Origin of the sequence: Streptomyces sp. NPDC051172, from assembly GCF_040682555.1 — a bacterium.
Lineage (GTDB): Bacteria > Actinomycetota > Actinomycetes > Streptomycetales > Streptomycetaceae > Streptomyces.
In genome coordinates this window covers 1-1,011 of the sequence record NZ_JBFBBE010000511.1, presented here as the reverse complement: position 1 = coordinate 1,011, position 1,011 = coordinate 1, and the positions used below count along the sequence as shown (strand labels likewise).

At 70.5% G+C, this 1,011-nt stretch carries 1 protein-coding gene; it reads left to right on the top strand.

What is annotated here, in order from left to right:
* Positions 1-62: 62 nt before the first annotated feature.
* Positions 63-1,011: alkaline phosphatase PhoX (locus tag AB0N07_RS52325; protein WP_365848215.1), on the top strand; the 949-nt coding region annotated here is incomplete at its 3' end.

The following is a 1,011-nucleotide window of genomic DNA, read 5'->3' as shown; positions in this document are numbered from 1 at the left end:
CCCGTGGCAACCGCTCCGCCGTCACATGCGAGCTCAAGTGCGGCAACGCGTGCGCCCATCCGGTGCCCAACACCTCGGCGAACCCGACCTTCCAGCAGATCGCGGAGACCGCCATCTCGCGCCGCTCCGCCCTGGTCGGCGGCACCGGCCTCGCCGCCGCCGTCGTCATCGGCTCCCAGGTGGCCCAGGCCCCCGAGGCGCTCGCGGACAACGGCCGGCGCCCGACCGGCGGAGGCAAGCTCCCCTTCGAGCCCATCGCGCCGGTGAGCCGCACCGTGGACACCATGACCGTGCCGGAGGGCTACGACTGGGGCACCGTGATCCGCTGGGGCGACCCGCTGTTCGCCGACTCCCCGGAGTTCGACATCGAGCACCAGACCGGTGCGTCGCAGGCCGCCCAGTTCGGCTACAACAACGACTACCTGAACATCATCTCCGACGGCGGCAACGACCGCTCCGGCTACCTCGTCTCCAACCACGAGTACACCAACGAGAACATCATGTTCTCCCCGGAGTACATCGCCTCGAACTTCGAGGACGTCGTCGACGTCGGCCTCCAGGCCCACGGCCTGTCCATCGTGGACCTCAAGCGCGCCAAGCGCGGCGCGCAGTGGGAGTACGTCCGCGGGGGCCGCCGCAACCGCCGCATCACCGGCACCACCGAGTTCGAGGTCCGCGGCCCGGCCGCCGGCCACGCGCTGCTCACGACCGTCGAGGACCCGACCGGCACCCGCGTGCTGGGCACCCTGAACAACTGCGCCGGCGGCACCACCCCGTGGGGCACGGTGCTCTCCGGCGAGGAGAACTTCAACCAGTACTTCAAGGGTCGCGGCACCGCCGAGGAGAAGCGCTACGGCATCTCCGCCTCCGCCACCAGCCGCGGCTGGGAGAAGGTCCACGACCGCTTCGACCTGACCAGGCCCGGCTATGAGAACGAGGCCAACCGCTTCGGCTGGGTCGTCGAGATCGACCCCGAGGACCCGACCTCCACGCCCGTGAAGCACACCCTCC